Source organism: Streptomyces venezuelae (assembly GCF_008642335.1).
GTDB lineage: Bacteria > Actinomycetota > Actinomycetes > Streptomycetales > Streptomycetaceae > Streptomyces > Streptomyces venezuelae_F.
In genome coordinates this window covers 2,184,896-2,202,256 of record NZ_CP029191.1, presented here as the reverse complement: position 1 = coordinate 2,202,256, position 17,361 = coordinate 2,184,896, and the positions used below count along the sequence as shown (strand labels likewise).

Genomic DNA, 17,361 nt, shown 5'->3' with positions numbered 1-17,361 from the left:
GAGTGACACCTCGTCGTGTGGTGCGTGCGGCTGGACGCGTCTGCTGCTTCTGGCGCGCCGCTCGCCACCCGCGGGCTCCCATCGGGACCCCACGCGTTCGACGGGCAGCACGAAGCAGCCGGTGCGCAGGCCTAAATGCGCAGCACCGACAGGCGGGAGAGGAGTATGCGAGGCGGCGGCGGGTTGGGCCGCAGCGTGTACAGGAGCCGTCCCGGCGCGCGCGAACGGTCGACGACCCCACCCGGCCGCAGCAGCCCGGCCCGCACGAGCACGAGAAGCGTGAACGCGCCCAGCACCGCAAGGCACACGGACAGCGGATCCATGCCCGTGCCCATGCCCATGCCGCTGCCCGATCCGGACGGAGCATCGGCAACCCGCCCGGACGCGGGCGCGGCATCCCGCTCGTGCCCGGGGACAGGCTGGTGTGCGGCGGCGCCGGGGCGCGGGGCGGCCGCCCCCGCCTGACGGGCGGCGACCTCGCGGCGGTCCCGGGCGACGCCGGACCGAGACGCGGCGGCCGCCGACTCGTGGGCAGCGGTCCCGCGTCCGTCCACTGCTGGGGCCAACGCCTGGCGGGCGGTGGTGCCGCGTTCACGCGGCATGGCGGCCGACGGCCGGATGGCCGCATCGTGTTCGGGCGGCACGACGCCGTCCCGGCGTGCGGCGGCCGACCGGTTGGCGGCGGTACCGCGTTCGCGCGGCACGGCTGCGGCCTGTGGGCGGGTGCTCGCGTCGCGGTTGTGCGGCGTGGTCGCCTGCCTGCCGGCGGTCGCGTCGCGTTCCCGCGGTGCCGCGTCCGCCCCGTGGTGCAGCATGCCCAGCGTGCGCTGGGCCGGTGTGCCGGCGTCGGCGTGCCGCATCGCGGCCGGTTCGGGCCCACCCCCGTGACCGCCCGAGGGATGCCCCAACGTATGCATCGTCACGATCCCGAGCAGCAGCGCCGCGAGCAGCAGCAGCCGCCCGTGCCCCTCGCCGCCCCTCGGACTCGTCCTCGCCATGCGCCAGACCTTACCCCCGCCGGGTATGCGGCGACATGCGCGCCCCCGCCGCTCCGACGATCATGAGCGCATGACGAACACGGACGAACCGCGGCAAACCCGTGCGGGAAGCCTGCCGGAACCGGACCCCGCCATTCCGCGGCAGTTCATCTCCTGGGTGACGCTCGCCCTGATGACCACCGCGTCCGTCGCCAGTCTGCGTCCCTCGCCGGCGATGGCCATCTACGGACTGGCCGCCGTCTTCCTCTACCTCCTGCCCGCCGTCGTCTTCCTGCTCCCCACCGCCCTCGTCGGCGCCGAGCTCGCCTCCGGGTGGTCGGGCGGCATCTACCGGTGGGTGAGCGAGGCGCTGGGCAGGCCGCTGGGGTTCGTCGCCGTGTGGTGCCAGTTCGCCATGACCATCGCGTACTACCCGAGCCTGCTCGCCTACGTGGCCTCGACGTTCGCGTACGTCATCCATCCGAGCCTCGCCGAAAACGGCCCCTACGTAGCGATCGTCATCGTCGTCATCTACTGGACAGGCGTCTGGGTGACCTGTCGGGGCACCAAGACGGTCGCCGGGCTCTCCTCCCTGGGGCTGATCATCGGCACCCTCGTCCCCGGTGTCGTCCTCGTTGTTCTCGGCCTCGTCTTCCTGGGGGAGGGCAACGCGTCCGCCGCGCCCATGAGCCCCGACCACTGGCTGCCCCCGTGGACCGGCCTCGCCAGCCTGGTCCTCATCGTCAACAACTTCCTCTCCTACGCGGGCATGGAGATGAACGGCGTCCACGTGTCGTCGCTGCGCCACCCCCGCGCCGAGTACCCGCGCTCGATCTTCCTCGCCACCGGCCTCGTCCTGCTGATCTTCATCCTTCCGGCCCTGGCCATCAGCTGGGTCATGCCGTCGGAGCAGCTCAGCCTCACCGCCGGCCTGATGCAGGCCTTCCAGGCGTTCTTCGACCACTTCCACGTCGGCTGGCTGACGAAGGTCGTCGGGATCATGCTCGTCATGGCCGCGCTCGGCGGCATGCTCACCTGGCTCGCCGGCCCCGCGAAGGGGCTGGTCACCCTCGCCCGGCAGGAGGGCTATCTGCCGCCGGTCCTGCAGAAGTTCAACAAGGCGGGCGTCCCGCGCAACATCATGGTCGCGCAGGGCGTCGTCACCACGCTGATCGGCGTCCTGTACGCCTTCAGTGACGACGTCTCCAGCGCGTACTGGATGTTCTCCGTCATCACCGTGCAGATCTACCTCATCGCGTACCTGCTGATGTTCGTGGCCGTCGTACGGCTGCGGGCGTCGCAGCCGGAGGTGCCGCGCGGCTTCGTGGTCCCCGCCGTGAAGGTCGTCGCGGCCGTCGGATTCGTCGCCTCGCTCGCCGCGCTCGTCATCGGGTTCGTACCGCCCGACCAGTTCGGCAAGGGCCCGCTGTGGCGCTACCTCCTGATCGTCGGCGGCGGCCTGCTCGCGCTCGGCGTCCTGGCACCCGCCGCCTTCCTCAAGTACCGCAAACCCGGCTGGATCCACCCCGACCACAGGGCGACAAGGGCAACACATGAGCCGAAATAGCGTGTACCACCCGTCGATGTCGTCCCCCACGACGGCAGCCGCCCCCCTCGTCCTCGCGGGTCTCCTGCTGGCCGGCGCCCTCGCGTACAGCACCTGGTCGGTCGAGGTGTTCCTGCCGACCGGGCTCTCGCCCCGCACGGCGTACGTCAGCGAACTCGCCGCCGAGGACCAGCCGTACGGGACGTTCTTCCGCACCGTGGACCTCTTCGCGGGGCTCCTCGTCCTCGCGGGCGCGGTGTGGGCGCTCACGGTCCGACCGACGCCTCGGACGTGGCTCTCCGCGGTCGGCTGGGCGGGACTCGCGCTGTTCGGCGCGGCCACCGTCGCCGACTCACGACTGCCGCTGAGCTGCGCGGCGACCGCCGACCCCGGCTGCGCCGCGCGGGTGCGGGCGGGCGAGGTGCCCTGGACGCACTCCGCGCACGCGGTCAGCAGCAGCCTCGCCGTCACCGGGGCGCTGGTCGGCATGGTGCTCCTCACCGTCGCCGCCCGCCGCCGTGCCGCGTCCTGGCCCGTGCTCGCGCGCACGGGACCGTTCCTCGTCGTCCTCGAACTGGCCGCCACCGGCTGGACCCTGGCGTCCATCGCCGCGTTCGAGGCCGGGCACGGGACGTGGGGCCTCGGGATGGGGCAGCGGCTGCAGGTGCTGTTCATCGCGGTGTGGCTCGTCGTCCTCGCGTGGGATGCGGCGGCGGAGGCGCGGCGGGAGTGACGACGTTCGTACAGGGCGGGTTCGTACGAGTCGAGGGCGTGCCGCACCACGTCGAGGTGACGGGCACCGGACCGGTGTGCGTGCTCGGCGCCGGGCTCGGGCTCGGCTGGTTCGACTGGGACCCGGTGGCGGCGCTGCTCGCCCCACACCGGACCGTGGTCCGGTTCGACCGGCCTGGCCTCGGACTCAGCGGCCACGCGCGCGTGGCGCCCACCGTGCGGGGCGAGGCGGAGCGGATCCTGCGGGTCCTGGACGCGGTGGGGCTCGGCACGGCGCGGGTGACGGTGGTCGGTCACTCGCTCGCCGGATTCCACGCGGAGGCGTTCGCACGGCTGTACCCGCAGCGCACGGAGGGGCTCGTGCTCGTCGACTCCAGCGTGGAGGAACGGCCGCGCACACTGCTGCCGCGCGGCGTGCGGGTGGCGGCCACGCGCGCGTGCGGCGCGCTGCTGTGCGCGACGGGACTGCCGCGGGCGGTGGGACCGACCCTGCGCCGCCTGACGGCGCCGACGCCGTGGGCATGGCTCTACGGAGGCAGCAGGGTGTGGCGGGCGGCGCTCATGGAGTACGTGACGTACGGCGACGCGGCCCGCGAACTCGCCGCGCTCCGACGCCGCCTGCCTCTCCCGCGGGGCGTCCCCGTGACCGTACTCGCCGCGCACCCGGGCAGCGGCCCGCACCGCTGGCTCGACCGCCAGCGACGACTCGCCCACGCCCTCGACGCGGCCTTCGGCGTGGCGGCCCCGTCCGGCCACCTGGTGATGCGCGACCGCCCCGGGGAGGTCGCGCGCGCGGTGCTTGCGGCAGGAGCTAGCCCCCGTCCCCCCGGACCCGCCGCACACTGTCCCGGATGACGATGTGCGTGCCCAGGACATGGCGCTCCTGGCCCGCCCGCGCCGAGCCCGACAGAGCGCGGCGTACCGCCGTACGGCCCATCTCCTCGGCGGGGATGTGGACCGTCGTCAGGCCGGGCGTGATGTCGCCCGCCACCGGGTCATCGTTGTAGCCGACCACCGACATGTCCTCGGGGACCCGCAGCCCGTACTCCCGCAGCGCGATGATCGCCGCGGCCGCCGCCCGGTCGTCGCCCGCGAAGACAGCCGTGAAGTCCGGCCTGCCGTCAGCCTTTTGGAGGAGGTCGCGCATCGCTTCGTAGCCGTGGTTCTGCCCGAAGCCCGTCCCGTGCAGGACCGCGTCGCCGCGCGGCACCCCGTGGTCGTCCAGCGCCCGGAGGAACCCGGCGAGACGGTCCTCGCCGGTCGTGTTGCCCGGCTCGTAGCCGAGCAGGGCGATCCGCCGGTGCCCGGCGCCGAGCAGGTGGCTGGTCACCGCGTGGGCGCCCGCCTCGTTGTCGTACTCCACGACCAGCGCGGGCACGTCCGGCGTCGGCGCGGGGCGCCCGCACAGCACGAGGCGGGAACCCGCCGCCGCGAGCGCCTCGGCGTAGCGCGCCATCCGCTGCCGGTACTCGTCGTCCTGCACGACACCGCCCACCAGCATCACCGCTTCCGCGGCCTGCTCGCGCATCATCTGGACCAGGGCCAGCTCACGCGCCGGATCGCTGCCCGTGGACGCGACCAGGGTGAGCCTGCCGTGCTGGGCGGCCTCCATCTCGACGCCCTGCGCGACCTGCGCGTAGAACGCGCCCACCACGTCGAACATGAGGACCGCGATCGTCTTGCGTCCCGCGCCCGCCAACGCGCGCGCGTGCGCGTTGGCGACGTAGTCCAGATCCTTGACCGCCCGCAGCACCTTGGCGCGCGACGCCGTGGACGTCGGGTAGTTGCCCGCGAGGACCCGCGAGACGGTCGCTACCGAGACGCCCGCGCGCGCGGCCACCTCGCGGATGGTGACCCGCTCACCCACTGTGTCTCCCTCTCCTGCCCATCGGCCGACCGTATCCCGTCCCCGTACTCGTGGGTCAGTGCGCGGCCTCGTACTCCTTCAGGAACTCCTCCGCGGCCCGCTTGCCGCCCTGCGACTGCCACTTCCGGTGGATGCCGTCCCAGTCGGAGAGCTTCTTGCGGCCGGAGACGACGGCCGTCACGCCGTCCTCGATGATCTGCTGCATCGTGGCGCCCTGCCGGTTGAACGTCTCCGACATCAGCCCCCAGTGGTCGTCGGGCACGAGGAGCGGGACGACCTTCTTCTCCCAGGCGTGCAGCCGAGTCGTGAGGTCGGGGAAGCCGGGGAAGTACAGCGGCTGCGGGGCGTCCATCAGGTACGGGAAGGGCAGGTTGGTCTTGGAGTCGATGAGGCCGGTCTCCGTGGCGACCGGATCGCCGTCCTTGTTGTACTTGAAGTGGGTGCCCTCCACTCCGTAGTGCATCAGCTCGTACTCCTTCGTGCCGAACGGCGAGGCGAGCCAGTTCAGTACGCGGAGCATCAGCTCGACGCGCTCCTTGGAGGCCTTCTTGACGACGGTGTAGCCGAAACAGCCGCGGTTCTGCTGGTAGACGGGTGTCACACCGTCGACCGCGTAGGGCTCGGCCACATCGAGGGTGAACTCGTCCTTGATGCCCTGCGCGTTGGAGATGACGGCGCCCCAGCCGTCCGTCATCGAGCGGACGGTCCCGTTGTAGAACTGGGTCTTCAGGTCGACCTGGGAGATCGACGTGGCGTCCGGGTTGTACGCGCCCGCCTCGCGCAGCTTCGCCATGTACTCCAGCGCCGCCTTGAACGCGTCGGTCCCGTACATGTCGGTGGCCTTGCCGCCCTTGATCTGCCACTGGTTGGGCGCGCCGTGCCACATGGCGTGGTACAGGTACCCGTAGAACCCCACCGTGGAGGCGCCGAGGGCGAACTTCTTGCCCTGCGAGGCCTCCTCGGCCATCGCGTGGAAGTCGGGCGCGGACATCCCCGGCCGGTACCCCGCCTCGTCGAACGCCTCCCGGTTGATGAACATCGCGCCCTGCACCTTGGCCCGCTCGATCGGCAGCCCGTAGATGCGCCCGGCGATGCGCCCCATGCCCTCCCAGGCGTACGTGGGGATGTTCGCGAGGTTCGGATAGTCCTTGACGGCGTCACCGGACAGGTACTCGCTCAGGTCGGCGCACCGCGCCTTCACGAACTGCGACTCGCGCGGCAGTACGTACCCGCCACCGAAGTTGATCATGTCGGGCAGGTCGTCGCCCGACATGAGCGTGGACATCTTGGCGCGGAAGTCCGCGTCGGGCACGACGGTGAACTCGACCTCGACGCCCAGCGCCTCGTTGACGGCCTGCCAGTACTCGTTGCGGCCGACCGGCTTCGGCGGGGTGCCGTACGTGATCGTCATGACCTTGATCTTCTGCTTGCCGGTGCCCGGCTTCTCGGCCGTCGCACGGACCAGCTTCTCCGGGTACTTGGTGTACCCGGGCTGCACGCCCTCGGCGGTCGGCGCGAGGTCGGGCGTGGGGCCCTTCGCCGGGGCGTACGTCGGCCAGGGCGCCGCCTTCTTCCCGGCGTTGGAGACGTTGCCGCCGCCGCTCGAATCGGTGGAGCAGGCGGTGAGGACGGCGGGGGCGGCCAGGGCGGCGCCGCCGACGGCCATGGAACGGAGCAGGGTACGGCGCGACATCGAGGAACCGGACACGTGAAGGAGCCCTTCTGTACGACGAGGTGAGGTATCAGCTCTTGATGGCGCCGGTGAGCACGCCCTTGGTGAAGTACTTCTGCAGGAAGGGGTAGACGAGCAGGATCGGCACGGTGGCGATCACCAGGACGGCCATCTGCGTCGTCTGCGGGGCGGAGACCATGCCGGCCTCGCTCAGGCCGGTGTCGGCGATCTGTGAGCCGCCGATGACGTATGTGCGCAGCACCTGCGACAGCGGCCAGTGGCCGGACTCCATGTAGATGGAGGCGTGGAACCAGGCGTTCCAGTAGCTCACGGCGTAGAAGAGGGAGACCACGGCGAGCGCCGCCTTGGAGAGCGGGAGCACGATCCGCCACAGGATCTGCCAGTCCCCGGCGCCGTCGAGCCTGGCCGCCTCGTACAGCTCCTCGGGAATCCCCTGGAAGAAGCCGCGCAGCACGATCAGATTGAAGACGTTGATGAGCACGGGCGCGACGAGCGCGGCGTACGTATCCATCATTCCCATGCCCTTGACCAGCAGGAACGCGGGAATCATGCCGGGTGGGAAGAGAAACGTGAACAGGATGAGCAGCAGCACGGGCTTGCCGCCGAAGACACCGGGGCGGGCCAGCGCGTACGCGAGGAAGGTGGTGCACGCGAGCGAGAAGAGCGTGCCGACGACGGTGAGGCCGACGCTGACGCCGAGCGCCTTGGTGACGATGCCGCCGTCGAGGATCGTCCGGTAGGCGCGCAGGCTCGGATCGCTCGGCCACAGCACCCAGCCGCCGTTCTCCACGACCTCGCGGTTGGAGGCGAGGGAGGTCGAGACGATGACGAGGAACGGAATGAGCACGAGCGCGAGAACGACGCCCACCGCGACGCCCTTGGCGACCTTGGTCGCGACCCGCGGCTTCTCCATCCAGGCGGGCCTGGTGACGTGACCGGTACTCACTTGTAGACCCCCTGCTCGCCGAGCCGATGGGCGATCCGGTTGGCGGTGAAGACGAGCACCGCACCGACGACGCCCTTGAACAGACCCGCAGCCGCCGCATAGCCGGTGTCGCCCCCGACGATGCCCTGCCAGAAGACGAAGGTGTCGAGCACCTCACCGACCTCGGGGCCCACCGACTGCCGCTGCAACAGCATCTGTTCGAAGCCGACGGAGAGGATGTCGCCCAGCCGCATGATCAACAGCAGGATGACGATGGGCCGGATGCTGGGCAGCGTGACGTGCCAGAACCGCCGCCAGGGGCCGGCCCCGTCGATTGCCGAGGCCTCGTACAACTGCTCGTCGACCTGCATCAGCGCGGCGAGGAAGATGATCGTCCCCCAGCCGGCGTCCTTCCAGATCACCTCGATGACGACGAGCGGCTTGTACGCGTCCGGGTTGCCGATGATGTCGACGGTGTGCAGCCCCGAGTCGCTCAGGAAGGTGTTCAACAGCCCGGTGTCACTGAGCACTTGCTGGAAGAGCGCGACCACGACGACCCACGAGAGGAAGTGCGGCAGATAGATCACGGACTGCGTGAAACGACGCAGCAGATCGGACGTCAGGCTGTGCAGGAGCAGCGCGAGGCCGAGCGGCGCCGGGAAGAAGAAGACGAGCTGCAGCACGGCGATGAAGAGGGTGTTCCACGTCGCGTGCCAGAAGTCCGGGTCGCCGAACATCCGCGAGAAGTTCTCCGTGCCCACCCACGGGCTGGCCCACAGTCCGTCGAAGGGGACGTACTCCTTGAAGGCCACCGCGTTGGCGACGAAGGCGCCGTAGTGGAAGACCAGGAAGTACACGAGGCCCGGCACCATGAGCAGCACCAGGACACGCGTGCGCTGAAACCGTTTCCACAGCTCACCGCGCCCCGATTTCGCACCACTTGACCCACTCTTACTGCTGCCGGGCGGCTTCACCGCCTCGGTTTCCGCCCGTTCCTTCGTCACCGTCGGCACGGCAACCCCTCCGTCGTCGGAATAAGGTGCCCGGAATCTAAAGCGGTTACTTCGCCCGGTCAACCCCCCTCGCCTCGTGCTCTCTTGACCACTCTCCCGGATTGGTCCTAGCCTCCAGGCGCTGGTTGGTAACCGGTTACTACGAGGGACGGTCACGCGTGGCAGATCAGGCAGAGCGGGCGGATCGACGGGAGCGGGGCGGGGACGGGCCGCCGTTCGCGGCCCTGGCCATGGGCGTCGAGGTCGCGGACCGCGTGTTCGCACCGGACCTCCGCGAACGGCTCGCCCGCAGCGTGGCGTTGTCACCGCTGCTGCTGTCCGGGCCGCTGACGACACCGGAGGCGCGGGCGGTCCTTTCGGACACGGAGATCCTGGTCACCGGCTGGGAGTGCCCACCCCTGACCGGGGAGATCCTTGCCTCCGCGCCCCGGCTGCGGGCGGTCGTCCACGCGGCGGGCTCCGTCAAGCCGATGGTCACCGACGCGGTCTGGGACCGGGGCGTCGTGGTCTCGTCGGCAGCGGACGCGAACGCGGACCCCGTGGTGGCGTTCACCCTCGCGGCGATCACGTTCGCGGCGAAGGGTGCGCTGCCGGCGGCGGCCGCCTACACCTCCGGGTGGCCGTCCTTCACCGACCGCACCGGCGCGGACGCGCGCACGATCGGCGTCGTCGGCGCGTCGCGGATCGGGCGCCGGGTGATCGCGGCGCTGCGGTCCTCGGACACGGGCTGCCGCGTTCTCCTCACGGACCCGTACGTGGCTCCTGCGGAGGCGGTGGCTCTCGGCGTGGAACTGGTGGAGTTGGCGGAGCTCTGCGCCCGCAGCAGCATCGTCACCGTCCACGCGCCGCAACTCCCCGAGACGGAGGGGCTCCTGAGCGGCGACATGCTGAAACTGATCCCCGACGGCGGGGTCGTCATCAACACGGCTCGGGGTTCGTTGGTCGACACGGAGGCGCTGGTGCGGGAGTGCGGGGCGGGACGCCTCGACGCGTTCCTCGACGTCACGGATCCGGAGCCGCTCCCTCCGGAGCACGCGCTCCTTTCCCTGCCGAACGTGCTGGTGACCCCGCACATCGCGGGGGCGCAGGGGAGTGAGGTGCGGAGGCTCGGGGAGTACGCGGTGGGCGAGGTCGAGCGCTACGTCACGAGCCGCCCTCTGCGCGGCCGCCTTCTTCGGTCGGACCTACGCCGCCTGGCGTGACCTGGCCCCTGGGCCCGGACCAGCGGGGCGGGTGGTCGCCCCGCACCGCCCTGCCCGGCCAGGAGCCCCACCCCCGCCGCTCCGCGGCGGATCGCACCCACCCACCCGCCCGTTCACCCCGCGACGTTCAGCGGGAGTAGGGACGGGTGGGTGGGTGGGGGAGCTGTGCCCACTTGAGTGGGACGTGGCCGGCCGGTGGAGTCAAGGCGGGCGCTTCGGCCCCACCGGGCCGCAGGCGCTCGCGAGACGGGAGGGGACGTGGGGGTATGTGCGCACGGAGCACCGAGCCGACCGGGGCGAACAGGAGCGTCTGGCGGGGCGCAGGGATGGCGAGTACGCACATACCCCCGCGGCCCCGCACCCACAGACGGGCCAAAGGCGAACCCGCCCAACGCGCCCCGCCAGCTACGGTTTCGCGCCGCGCGACTTGAGCATGGAAGACATCAGCTCGATCTCCGACTCCTGCGACTCCACCATCCCCCGCGCCAGCCTCCGCTCCGCGGACACCTCGCACCGCTCCACGCACCCCTGCGCCATATGCACCCCACCCCGGTGATGCCGGATCATCAGCTGCAGGTAAAAAATCTCCGCCTTCTTGCCGCCGAGCGCGCCCAACCGCTTCAGCTCCGCCCCCGTAGCCATCCCCGGCATCAGCGCACCGTCCTCGCCCGGCGGCATGTCACCCATGCCCATCCACTCCATCGGCGCCCCCTCCGGCACCTTCGGCAGCTCCCACAGGTCCAGCCACCCGAGCAGCATCCCGCGCTGGTTGGCCTGCGTCTGGGCGATGTCGTACGCGAGGCGCCGTACGTCCTCGTCCTTGGTCCGGTCCCGCACGATGTACGACATCTCCACCGCCTGCTGGTGGTGGACCGCCATGTCGCGGGCGAACCCCGCGTCGGCGGACGAAGTCGCGGGCGAGCCACCCGAGTCGGAGTCCGTCGCGGCCACCGCCGCGGTGATCCCGCCCCCGGCGACGACCGCCGCCACGACCCCGCCGACGATCCAGTTGGTACGCCGCCTCATGCCGATCCCCGCCTCACGCCGATCCCCACCTCACGCCGATCCCCGCCTCACGCCGATCCCCACCTCACCGATCCCGCCACCGACCCCGCTCCACTCACTGCGCGAGCCCACTCGTGCACGCCGCCCCCGGCTCCGGCGTCTGCTTGCCCTGCACGTACGTGGAGAAGAACTCCTTGACCTTCGGGTCGTCCGCCCCCGTCACCGTCCGCTGGTGCGCCCACGCGGTCAGCATGACGGGGTCCTTCTGGTCCTTCACCGGACTCATCAGCGAGTACGGCGTGGCCTTCACCTTCGCTTCCAGCTTCTTCAGGTCCGCCGGCTTCGCCTTGTCGTTGTACGTGACCCAGACGGCACCGTGCTCCAGGGAGTGCACGGCGTTCATCTCCGGGATCTCCTTCTTGTAGACGTCGCCGTTGCAGTTCATCCAGACCTGATTGTGGTCCCCGCCCACGGGCGGCGTCATCGGATAGTCCACGGTCTTCGTGACGTGCGTACGGCCGAGCTTGCCCCAGACCTTCTCGCCGTCCGCCGAGACCTTGTACTTCGGCCAGTCCTGCGCACTGTTCTTCGAGTCGGAGTCGGAGTCGTCGGAGGCCTTGGAGACGAGGAAGTAGCCGCCCACGCCGAGCGCCGCGACGACGACCGCGCTGACCGTGATCGTCAGGGCCCGGCCCCGGCGGTCGCGTGCGCGCTCGGCCCGGCGCATCTCCTCTATCCGGGCCTTGCGGGAAGCGTTGCTCGTGTTCTTGGCGGAACCCATGGTGTGTCCTTCTGCGGAAAGGGACGGACGGGACGACGAACGAGTCCGCTGATCGTAATCGGAGAAAGGGCCGTACTACAGGCCGTACCGCAGAGCATCCTCACCGCAGAGCATCCTCACCACAGAGCATCCACACCAGAGAGCCTCCACACCACAGAGCCTCCTCCCGGCTCCGTCCTCCGACCGCCGCGACGGAGCAGTTTGCCTGGATCGCGATGAGGGCGTCGGCCATGAGCCAGTAGACGTCGTCCCACGCGGCGGCGACCTCGGGGGTGACCGCGTCGCCGAGCACCTCGACGATGGCGGCGGAGAGGTGGTGGTGCACCGTCTCGTACTGGTCGGGGGCCACCCCGAGCGACGCGTGCTTGTGGGCGATGCGGTTCAGCATCACGTCGGGCCGCTCGTCGGGGTGCTCCACCAGGTGCGTGGCGAACGCGGCGATGGAGCCGGCAAGCGCCTGCCGCTGCGTGCCCGCGGCCTGGTTGCCGCGGTTGAAGAGGTCCCTGAGCAGCTCGGGGTGGGCGGTGAAGAGATAGCGGCGGGGTCGGCCCGACGACGGGTCGGGACCCGCCGCCGTTACGGACGGCGGGTCCAGCAGGCACTATGGGCACAGAGCGGCAAGAACAACGGCTCGAACGCCGCGGCACGGGGCCCGCAACGCACACGAAACCAAGGAGTGGGATGCTCGTGTGCCCGGTGTGTCCCGGGGCGCGAATGCAGGTGGTCTGACCAGCAAGGATGGGTGGAAGCGGAAGATGAACAAGCAGCAGGAATTCGTGCTCCGTACGTTGGAGGAGCGCGACATCCGGTTCGTGCGCCTGTGGTTCACGGACGTCCTCGGCTTCCTCAAGTCGGTGGCCGTCGCCCCGGCCGAACTGGAGCAGGCCTTCGACGAGGGCATCGGCTTCGACGGCTCGGCCATCGAGGGCTTCGCCCGGGTGTACGAGTCGGACATGATCGCCAAGCCGGACCCGTCGACCTTCCAGGTGCTGCCCTGGCGCGCGGAGGCCCCCGGCACGGCCCGCATGTTCTGCGACATCCTGATGCCCGACGGTTCCCCGTCCTTCGCGGACCCGCGCTACGTGCTCAAGCGCGCCCTCGCCAAGACGTCCGACCTGGGCTTCACCTTCTACACGCACCCCGAGATCGAGTTCTTCCTGCTGAAGGACAAGCCGCTGGACGGCTCGCGGCCCACCCCCGCCGACAACTCCGGCTACTTCGACCACACCCCGCAGAACGTGGGCATGGACTTCCGCCGCCAGGCCATCACGATGCTCGAATCCATGGGCATCTCGGTGGAGTTCAGCCACCACGAGGGCGCCCCCGGCCAGCAGGAGATCGACCTCCGCTACGCCGACGCGCTCTCCACGGCCGACAACATCATGACGTTCCGCCTGGTCATGAAGCAGGTCGCGCTGGAACAGGGGGTGCAAGCCACCTTCATGCCGAAACCGTTCTCCGAGCACCCCGGCTCCGGCATGCACACGCACCTCTCCCTCTTCGAGGGGGACCGCAACGCGTTCTACGAGTCCGGCGCCGAGTACCAGCTCTCGAAGGTCGGCCGCTCCTTCATCGCGGGCCTGCTGCGGCACGCCGCGGAGATCTCCGCGGTCACCAACCAGTGGGTGAACTCGTACAAGCGCATCTGGGGCGGCTCCGAGCGCACCGCGGGCGCGGGCGGCGAGGCACCCTCGTACATCTGCTGGGGCCACAACAACCGCTCCGCGCTGATCCGCGTCCCGATGTACAAGCCCGGCAAGACGGGCTCCGCGCGCGTCGAGGTCCGCTCGATCGACTCGGGCGCCAACCCCTACCTGACGTACGCGGTACTGCTCGCCGCCGGACTCAAGGGCATCGAGGAGGGGTACGAACTCCCGCCGGGCGCCGACGACGACGTGTGGGCGCTCCGCGACGCCGAGCGCCGCGCGCTGGGCATCGAGCCGCTCCCGCAGAACCTGGGCGAGGCCATCGCGCTCATGGAGAAGTCCGAACTGGTCGCCGAGACCCTTGGCGAGCACGTCTACGACTTCTTCCTGCGCAACAAGAAGCAGGAGTGGGAGGAGTACCGCTCCGAGGTCACCGCCTTCGAGCTCCGCAAGAACCTGCCGGTGCTGTAGAGCGCAGCGCGACGCGCCCGGCACCCGGGTGAAGTCGTCCCGCGCGTCCCTCCGCCCTCGATATGCCCGGGCACAAGCCGGGTACCCGTGCCGTGCCGCGTGATCGCGTGGCACGGCACGGTGCCGTGGGCCGAGCAGGAGGCAGGCGTGGACGCTTCGGTGGACCGGATCGCACGGCCGTGGGGCAGCCGTACCCCGTACGACCGGCACGAGCCCTGGCCTTCCCGGGTCGACACGTTCCTCGCGGACGGCATCGACGCCGACTCCGTGACGGACTGGGTACAGGCCGCCTCGATCCTGCACTCCGACGGCGACGCCATGGACATCGCCGTCGTCGACGGGCGTATCGCGGGGGTGCGCGGCCGGGCGGTCGACCGGGTCAACCGGGGGCGGCTCGGCCCCAAGGACCTGTTCGGGTGGCAGGCGAACGCGTCGTCCGACCGGCTGACCCGGCCGTTGATCCGCCGGGACGGACGTCTTGTGGAGTGCTCCTGGGACACCGCCATGGAGCGGATCGCGGACCGGTCGCGGGAACTGCTCGCCGAGAGCGGTCCCGGCTCGCTCGGCTTCTACACCAGCGGGCAGCTGTACCTGGAGGAGTACTACACCCTCGCCGTCCTGGCCCGCGCCGGCATCGGCACCAACCACCTGGACGGCAACACCCGGCTGTGCACGGCCACCGCCGCCGAGGCGCTGAAGGAGTCCTTCGGCTGTGACGGACAGCCCGGCAGCTACGACGACGTCGACCACGCCGACACGATCGCGCTCTTCGGGCACAACATCGCCGAGACCCAGCCCGTGCAGTGGATGCGAATCCTGGACCGGCTGGCGGGCGGCGATCCGCCCCGGCTGCTCTGCGTCGACCCGCGCCCCACGCGCGTCGCCCGCGAGGCCGCCGTACATCTGGCGCCGCGCGGCGGCACCAACGTAGCCCTGCTCAACGCGCTCCTGCACGAGATCATCCGCACCGACCGCGTCGACCACGACTACCTCGCGGCGCACACCGTCGGCTTCGACGAGCTGGCGTCCGAGGTGGCGGAGTGCACGCCCGCGTGGGCCGCCGGGATCTGCGACGTGCCCGCCGCCCGCATCGAGGAGGCCGCCGAGCTCCTCGGCACCGCCGACCGGCTCCTGTCCACCGTCCTCCAGGGCGTCTACCAGTCCCACCAGGCCACCGCCGCCGCCGTGCAGATCAACAACCTGCACCTGATCCGCGGCATGCTCGGGCGGCCCGGCGCGGGCGTCCTGCAGATGAACGGGCAGCCCACCGCCCAGAACACCCGCGAGTGCGGCGCCAACGGTGACCTGCCCGGATTCCGCAACTGGCAGAACGACGACCACGTCGCCGACCTGGCACGGGTCTGGAACGTGGAACCGGAGACCATCCCGCACTTCGCGCCGCCCACCCACGCCCTGCAGATGTTCCGCTACGCCGAGCAGGGCTCGATCCGCATGCTCTGGATCAGCGGTACCAACCCCGCCGTCTCCCTGCCGGAGCTCGCCCGTGTCCGCGCGATCCTCGGGCAGGACCGCCTCTTCGTCGTCGCGCAGGACCTGTTCCTCACCGAGACCGCGCAGCTCGCCGATGTCGTCCTGCCCGCCGCGACCTGGGGCGAGAAGACCGGTACCTTCACCAACGCCGACCGCACCGTCCACCTGGCCGACAAGGCCGTCGAGCCCCCGGGCGAGGCCCGCCCCGACCTCGCCATCTTCCTCGACTACGCCGCCCGCATGGACTTCCGCGACAAAGCCGGCGGACCCCTCGTCACCTGGCACGACCCGGAATCCGCGTTCGAGGCGTGGAAGCGGTGCAGCGCCGGGCGGCCCTGCGACTACACCGGCCTCACCTACGCGAAGCTGCGCGGCGGCAGCGGCATCCAGTGGCCGTGCGACGACGGCGCCCCGGACGGCACGGACCGCCTCTACACCGACGGCATCAGCTGGGCGCGGCCCGACGACTGCGAGACGTACGGCAAGGACCTTCGGACGGGGGCCGCGACCGACGCCGACGAGTACCGCGCATCCAACCCCGAAGGCAAGGCCATGATCAAGGCGGCCGCCTACCTGCCGCCCCACGAAGAGCCCGACGACCGGTACCCGTTCCAGCTCACCACCGGCCGCACCCTCTACCACTTCCACACCCGCACCAAGACGGGCCGCGCACCCCAGCTCAACGATGCCGCCCCCGACGTCTGGGTGGAGGTGTCCGCCGCCGACGCGGGCGCCCTCGGCCTCGACGAGGGCGACCTGGTCGAGGTCAGCACACCCCGCGGATCCCTGCGGGGGCGGCTGCGGGTGACCGGCATCCGCACGGGGCTGCTCTTCGTCCCCTTCCACTACGGCTACTGGGACACCAAGGCGGGCAGCGGCCCGGACGGCGAGGTCCCCGGCCGTGCCGCGAACGAGACGACCGTGACCGACTGGGACCCCGTCTCCAAACAACCCCTGTTCAAGACGGCCGCGGCCGCGCTGCACCTCGTCGAGCGCGCCCACGGCGAGATCGCCCCCGCGCCCACGACCACCGCGTCCGCCCCGACCCGCCACGGCTCCGTACCGGACACGGCGGGCGGCCCTTCCGCCCACGTCACCGAGGACACCGAATGAACGGCATCGACCTCACCCTGCGCACCCTCCGCGGAGGCGAGTGCCGACTGGCCGCCGAACTGCTCGCCGCGGCCGACCGGCACCGCGCCGACCACGAGGTCCGCCACGTCGCCACGGACCTGGCCCACTGGTCCCAGGAGCACGCCCGGCGCCTGGCGGAGGCCGGGGCAGGGCAGGAGCAGGCCGGTGAGGACACGCGCGCGCCGGGACTCGCCCCCGACGAGGACAACCCCGGCCTGCTCCTCCTGCGCGACCTGAGCGCCCTCCACCTCGCCGCCGTCGAGAACTCCCTGCACTGGGAGATGCTCGCCCAGGCCGCGCAGGCCACCCGCGACGAGGCGCTGCTCGCCCTCGCATCGGAGTGTCATCCGCGGACGCTGCGGCAGATGCGCTGGACCAACACCATGATCAAGAACATCGCGCCGCAGGTCCTGGCCGTCAGTCCTGCGGGGTGATCGCCTCGCGCAGCGGCGTCGTCGCCCGCACCCGGTACTCCTGGATCGCCCAGCCGTTGCCGTCCGGGTCCGAGAAGTACATGAACGTGCCGCCGTCCTGCGGCGCGTGCTGCACCGGCTCGGAGACGTCGAGCCCGCGCGCGACCAGCTCGGCGTGCGCGGCCTTCGCGTCGGCGACGCACAGCTGCAGGCCCTGGTAGGAGCCGACGGGCGGCCTCGGACCCGCCATCGACTCCCAGAGCGCGTCGCCCGCAAGGGCGATGGAACAGCCGGACCCCGGCGGGGTCAGCTGGACGATGCGCATGCCCGGCATGACCTCCGTGTCGATGTCGACGTGGAAGCCCAGCTTGTCGCTGTAGAACTCCTTCGCCCGGTCGATGTCACTGACGGGCAGCGGGATCACTTCGAGTGTGTATTCCATGCGCCGCAGTACACCAGGGAGTT

At 70.9% G+C, this 17,361-nt stretch carries 15 protein-coding genes and 1 pseudogene; 7 read left to right on the top strand and 9 right to left on the bottom strand.

Going from position 1 to position 17,361, the window contains the following annotated elements; genetic code table 11:
- Positions 1–131: 131 nt before the first annotated feature.
- On the bottom strand, positions 132–998 hold the full coding sequence (locus tag DEJ49_RS09875) for a hypothetical protein (RefSeq protein ID WP_150183783.1): 867 nt from the start codon (positions 996–998) through the stop codon (positions 132–134).
- Between the two features lie 70 nt (positions 999–1,068).
- On the opposite strand from DEJ49_RS09875, the gene DEJ49_RS09870 reads away from it, so the two are divergent.
- Genes DEJ49_RS09870 through DEJ49_RS09860 form a run of 3 tightly spaced genes read left to right on the top strand, consistent with a single transcriptional unit; the run spans position 1,069 to position 4,110 of the window.
- Entirely contained in the window at positions 1,069–2,544 is a 1,476-nt protein-coding gene (locus DEJ49_RS09870) for an APC family permease (protein ID WP_150183782.1), read from the top strand.
- A gap of 16 nt (positions 2,545–2,560) precedes the next feature.
- Entirely contained in the window at positions 2,561–3,256 is a 696-nt protein-coding gene (locus DEJ49_RS09865; RefSeq protein ID WP_150183781.1) for a DUF998 domain-containing protein, read from the top strand.
- Positions 3,253–4,110, top strand: a complete 858-nt coding sequence (locus DEJ49_RS09860; RefSeq protein ID WP_150183780.1) for an alpha/beta fold hydrolase — start codon at positions 3,253–3,255, stop codon at positions 4,108–4,110. Before DEJ49_RS09865 ends, DEJ49_RS09860 begins: the two co-directional genes overlap by 4 nt.
- Here DEJ49_RS09860 and DEJ49_RS09855 read toward each other — a convergent pair.
- Genes DEJ49_RS09855 through DEJ49_RS09840 form a run of 4 tightly spaced genes read right to left on the bottom strand, consistent with a single transcriptional unit; the run spans position 4,067 to position 8,612 of the window.
- Positions 4,067–5,122 (bottom strand): LacI family DNA-binding transcriptional regulator, encoded by a 1,056-nt coding sequence (locus DEJ49_RS09855; protein ID WP_150183779.1) that lies wholly within the window; start codon positions 5,120–5,122, stop codon positions 4,067–4,069. The two genes, DEJ49_RS09860 and DEJ49_RS09855, sit on opposite strands and share 44 nt — an antisense overlap.
- Positions 5,123–5,177: 55 nt before the next feature.
- The gene (locus tag DEJ49_RS09850; protein ID WP_150183778.1) at positions 5,178–6,815 is read right to left on the bottom strand and encodes an extracellular solute-binding protein; all 1,638 of its coding nucleotides are present in this window, start codon (positions 6,813–6,815) and stop codon (positions 5,178–5,180) included.
- 49 nt (positions 6,816–6,864) lie between these two features.
- Positions 6,865–7,728: a carbohydrate ABC transporter permease gene (locus DEJ49_RS09845; protein ID WP_150188135.1), complete on the bottom strand. Its 864-nt coding sequence runs from the start codon at positions 7,726–7,728 to the stop codon at positions 6,865–6,867.
- Positions 7,729–7,757: 29 nt separating this feature from the next.
- A complete protein-coding gene (locus DEJ49_RS09840; protein WP_150188134.1) occupies positions 7,758–8,612 on the bottom strand; it encodes an ABC transporter permease in 855 nt (284 codons plus the stop codon).
- Between the two features lie 371 nt (positions 8,613–8,983).
- Here DEJ49_RS09840 and DEJ49_RS09835 point away from each other — a divergent pair, with 371 nt between their 5' ends.
- On the top strand, positions 8,984–9,955 hold the full coding sequence (locus tag DEJ49_RS09835; RefSeq protein WP_150188133.1) for a hydroxyacid dehydrogenase: 972 nt from the start codon (positions 8,984–8,986) through the stop codon (positions 9,953–9,955).
- Between the two features lie 405 nt (positions 9,956–10,360).
- Here the strand turns inward: DEJ49_RS09835 and DEJ49_RS09830 are convergent, their stop codons facing one another.
- The 3 genes and pseudogenes from DEJ49_RS09830 to DEJ49_RS09820 all read right to left on the bottom strand — a co-directional run.
- Positions 10,361–10,981, bottom strand: a complete 621-nt coding sequence (locus DEJ49_RS09830) for a DUF305 domain-containing protein (protein ID WP_150183777.1) — start codon at positions 10,979–10,981, stop codon at positions 10,361–10,363.
- Between the two features lie 94 nt (positions 10,982–11,075).
- The gene (locus tag DEJ49_RS09825; RefSeq protein ID WP_150183776.1) at positions 11,076–11,741 is read right to left on the bottom strand and encodes a DUF3105 domain-containing protein; all 666 of its coding nucleotides are present in this window, start codon (positions 11,739–11,741) and stop codon (positions 11,076–11,078) included.
- Between the two features lie 205 nt (positions 11,742–11,946).
- Positions 11,947–12,273 (bottom strand): annotated as a pseudogene (locus DEJ49_RS09820) (globin domain-containing protein); the annotation flags it as partial.
- A 223-nt stretch (positions 12,274–12,496) separates the two neighbouring features.
- Between DEJ49_RS09820 and DEJ49_RS09815 the strand changes: the two are divergent.
- The 3 genes from DEJ49_RS09815 (at position 12,497) to DEJ49_RS09805 (ending at position 16,917) form a co-directional block, all read left to right on the top strand.
- A complete protein-coding gene (locus DEJ49_RS09815) occupies positions 12,497–13,858 on the top strand; it encodes a glutamine synthetase family protein (RefSeq protein ID WP_055564891.1) in 1,362 nt (453 codons plus the stop codon).
- 147 nt (positions 13,859–14,005) lie between these two features.
- Positions 14,006–16,462, top strand: coding sequence for a molybdopterin oxidoreductase family protein (locus DEJ49_RS09810; protein WP_150183775.1), 2,457 nt, complete (start codon positions 14,006–14,008; stop codon positions 16,460–16,462).
- Entirely contained in the window at positions 16,459–16,917 is a 459-nt protein-coding gene (locus tag DEJ49_RS09805) for a hypothetical protein (protein ID WP_150183774.1), read from the top strand. Before DEJ49_RS09810 ends, DEJ49_RS09805 begins: the two co-directional genes overlap by 4 nt.
- Here DEJ49_RS09805 and DEJ49_RS09800 read toward each other — a convergent pair.
- On the bottom strand, positions 16,901–17,338 hold the full coding sequence (locus DEJ49_RS09800; RefSeq protein ID WP_150183773.1) for a VOC family protein: 438 nt from the start codon (positions 17,336–17,338) through the stop codon (positions 16,901–16,903). The genes DEJ49_RS09805 and DEJ49_RS09800 overlap by 17 nt on opposite strands.
- Between the last annotated feature and the right edge of the window lie 23 nt (positions 17,339–17,361).

Bases quoted from the DNA above. Each gene is read 5' to 3' on its own strand.
- DEJ49_RS09875 (WP_150183783.1), bottom strand. From the start codon at position 998: ATGGCGAGGACGAGTCCGAGGGGCGGCGAGGGGCACGGGCGGCTGCTG.
- DEJ49_RS09870 (WP_150183782.1), top strand. From the start codon at position 1,069: ATGACGAACACGGACGAACCGCGGCAAACCCGTGCGGGAAGCCTGCCG.
- DEJ49_RS09865 (WP_150183781.1), top strand. From the start codon at position 2,561: ATGTCGTCCCCCACGACGGCAGCCGCCCCCCTCGTCCTCGCGGGTCTC.
- DEJ49_RS09850 (WP_150183778.1), bottom strand. From the start codon at position 6,815: ATGTCGCGCCGTACCCTGCTCCGTTCCATGGCCGTCGGCGGCGCCGCC.
- DEJ49_RS09845 (WP_150188135.1), bottom strand. From the start codon at position 7,728: ATGGAGAAGCCGCGGGTCGCGACCAAGGTCGCCAAGGGCGTCGCGGTG.
- DEJ49_RS09840 (WP_150188134.1), bottom strand. From the start codon at position 8,612: ATGGTGCCGGGCCTCGTGTACTTCCTGGTCTTCCACTACGGCGCCTTC.
- DEJ49_RS09835 (WP_150188133.1), top strand. From the start codon at position 8,984: ATGGGCGTCGAGGTCGCGGACCGCGTGTTCGCACCGGACCTCCGCGAA.
- DEJ49_RS09830 (WP_150183777.1), bottom strand. From the start codon at position 10,981: ATGAGGCGGCGTACCAACTGGATCGTCGGCGGGGTCGTGGCGGCGGTC.
- DEJ49_RS09825 (WP_150183776.1), bottom strand. From the start codon at position 11,741: ATGGGTTCCGCCAAGAACACGAGCAACGCTTCCCGCAAGGCCCGGATA.
- DEJ49_RS09815 (WP_055564891.1), top strand. From the start codon at position 12,497: ATGAACAAGCAGCAGGAATTCGTGCTCCGTACGTTGGAGGAGCGCGAC.
- DEJ49_RS09805 (WP_150183774.1), top strand. From the start codon at position 16,459: ATGAACGGCATCGACCTCACCCTGCGCACCCTCCGCGGAGGCGAGTGC.
- DEJ49_RS09800 (WP_150183773.1), bottom strand. From the start codon at position 17,338: ATGGAATACACACTCGAAGTGATCCCGCTGCCCGTCAGTGACATCGAC.